The organism is Symbiobacterium sp. (assembly GCF_040797425.1).
GTDB lineage: Bacteria > Bacillota > Sulfobacillia > Symbiobacteriales > Symbiobacteriaceae > Symbiobacterium.
On sequence record NZ_JBFNEH010000113.1, the window covers coordinates 1 to 2,803 of the forward strand.

The following is a 2,803-nucleotide window of genomic DNA, read 5'->3' on the forward strand; positions in this document are numbered from 1 at the left end:
GATAACAATCAGTTTAGAATGTGTCATTGGCATTTTTAAATCCCGCTGTTTTGGCCAACAAAATCCCGCAGTTGGGCTGGAAACGACTGTCTCCTCTGCTCTGGTTGAACGGGGGAGGCTGCTTTCCTTTCCCTTGGCCACTCGGCACTCAGGTGGGCTGGGTGGCCATCGCCCCCTTCATGCGGTAACTGTCGCCTTATAGGTTTAGGATGTGTGCGTGGTGCAGGAGGCGGTCCAGGGTCGCCGTCGCGATGGTGGCGGTGGCAAACACGCTGCCCCATTCCTGGAACGGCCTGTTCGAGGTCACGATGAGCGACCTGCGCTCGTAAGCCTGGGCAACAACCTGGAAGAGATGGTTGGAAGAAGTGGTATCCATTGCCAGGTAGCCGGGCTCGTCCAGGATGATCAGGTCGTGCGCCAGGAGGCTCCGCATGCGGCTCCGGAAGCTTCCGTCGGCCAGCGTGGCGTACAGGTCGTCCACCAGGTCCTGGACGGTAGTGAAGTACACACGGTAACCGGTCTCTACGGCCTTGAGCCCCAGGGCGATGGCCAGGTGCGTCTTTCCGACACCGGGCGGACCGACCAGGACACAGTTCTCGTGCTGCTCGACGAACCGTAGCCGGGCCAGCTCCAGGACCTGCTGTCGGCTGATGGAGGTCTGAAACCGGAAGTCAAACTGCTCGATGGTCTTGTGGCCGGGAAACCGGGCTGCCTTCAGCCGCTTGTTGTACTGGGTCTCGTCACGGGCCTGCACCTCTTCCTGCACGAGGGCCGCCAGGAAGTCCAGGTACGACATGTGCTGGGCGACGGCCAGTCGGTTGTAATCCTCCAGGACCTCGCGGATGCGGCGGAGTTTGAGCCGGCGCAGGCCCTGGTTCAGTTCCGCAAAGCGTGCCGCGTCCATCTTCAGCGCCTCCCTACCTCGGCGTAGTAGTCCAGCGAGCGTTGTTCAACCGACACGGCCGGCGCCGGGATCGTCAGAGGGAGCCCCTCCGCCGGCTCTTGCGGCAGGGATTCCGGCGCCCGCTGTTGCCGCAGGAGGATGCGCTTGACGGCCCGGTAGCTGTAGTTGCCGAACTTGGCCGCCCGCTGCATGGCTGCGTGCACGGCCGGCACGCCATACGCCTCACACAGATCCAGGATCGCCACTGCCTGCTCACGAAGGCTACCCGAGTGCGACCGTGCCAGGCCCCGCAGGTACTCGGGGGCAACCGGACCGATCGCCTCGAAACGCTGCTGCAACGTGGTGCGCTTGCCGCCAGGCCCAGATGGACGGCCGGCGTAGTGCTGCTCCTGCACAATCCGCTGACCCTTGCCATGGCACCGGGGCAGGCTGGCCACCATCTTGCCGCCGAAGAATACCTCCAGACGGTCCTCGTAGATATGCAGCTTCACCTTACGCCGGGCCAGCTGGTGGGGCACCGAGTACTGGTTGCCGCCCCACGAGATGAGGCAGGTCTTCGTTACCCGTACCTCGGCCTCGGCGTACGCTGCCACAGGCTTCTGCGGGAGGGGTAGCAGGAAGGGCCGCTCCTCGTCCAGCACCTCGAAGGGAACCCGGCCGGTGGCCTCACAAACCCTGCGATTGGCTACCTCGTCCATCCAGGCCTTCGCCTGGCGGTTCAGATCATCGAGATCGGTGAACGCGGTGCCGTAGAAGAAGTCCCGGCGGACATACTTGACGCTGGATTCCACCTTCCCCTTGGACTCCGGGTCATTCAGCCAGCAGGCCCGTGGCTTGAACCCGTAGGCAGCGGCGAACCGAAGGAAGTCCGGGTGGAAGCGGATGATGGTGCCGACTCGCTCTGAAACCACGGTCTTGGTGTTGTCGTAGACGATCTCGCGGGGACAGCCGCCCACGTACCGGAAGGCCCGTTCATGGCAGCCCAGGAATGTCGCCATGTCCTCAGACGTGGTATACTCGACGTAACGGACTCGGGAGTGGCTGAGGACGAAGACGAAGGAGTACAGGTTGAACCGCTGTCCATTCACCTCGATGGTGCCTTCGTGGCCCCAGTCAACCTGAGCCTGCTCGCCCGGGAGCGTCTCGACCGGCCTATACACCCGGTCGTACCTGGGGCGAATCTGGCTCACGTACCGGCGCACGGTCCGCCGTGATCCCGAATACCCGAGTTGGACGATTTCCCGGTACAGCCGTTCGGCCGTAAGTTCCGGGTACTGAGCCAGACGAGCCCGAATGTGGTCCATGAAGTCGTCGATCTTCCGGCGGACGGGCTTACGCCGGACTCGGTCGGGAAGCTTGTCCATGGTGAGGTACTTCGCCACGGTGCCCCGATCCAAGCCGAGACGCCTCGCAATCTGGGACTTGTTGAGCCCTTCAGCGGCCAGGTGCTTGATCTCCAACAGAATCCCCACCGTTTTCAAGTGTCCCATCTCCTGCTGTCGTCTGGTTGTCTGCAACTCCCAGACTTCGACACGCAGCGCAGATGGGCATTCTTTATTTCCAGTTCGGTGCGGGATTTTGTTGGCCACTCATGCTGATTTTAGCGTGGCCAGTAACAGGCAGCGACCCCACTTTGACTTGACAGCTACAATGCTAACCCCCGGACTTGACAGGGAGGAGCGGGCGTGGTAGGCTCCCCCGCCAGGCCGGCCCCTCTCATGGTCCGGCTGGTACGCCGGCCCGAACCACGCCCGCAGAGGCTCCCTGTCAAGTCCGGGCGACATAACCACAACCCTGACACCTGCTAGGAGTTCGGATTTTACACCACATCATGGGGCACAACCGACCGTTTTCACCTAGTACGAAACGTCAGCGAGGCGTTCCAGGAAGTCGTGGACC

2 protein-coding genes are annotated in these 2,803 nt (G+C 62.5%); both read right to left on the reverse strand.

All coding sequences use genetic code 11. The annotated features are described in order from the left end of the window. Positions 1-196: 196 nt before the first annotated feature. Positions 197-904 carry an IS21-like element helper ATPase IstB gene (gene istB, locus AB2385_RS16840; RefSeq protein WP_367656169.1) on the reverse strand — a complete coding sequence of 236 codons (708 nt, stop codon included), beginning with the start codon at positions 902-904 and terminating at the stop codon, positions 197-199. 2 nt (positions 905-906) lie between these two features. Next, on the reverse strand, positions 907-2,376 hold the full coding sequence (istA, locus tag AB2385_RS16845; protein ID WP_367656170.1) for an IS21 family transposase: 1,470 nt from the start codon (positions 2,374-2,376) through the stop codon (positions 907-909). Positions 2,377-2,803 lie beyond the last annotated feature (427 nt).

What these genes read in the sequence shown, in the direction of transcription:
- istB (WP_367656169.1), bottom strand. Translation starts at nt 904, where the DNA reads ATGGACGCGGCACGCTTTGCGGAACTGAACCAGGGCCTGCGCCGGCTC.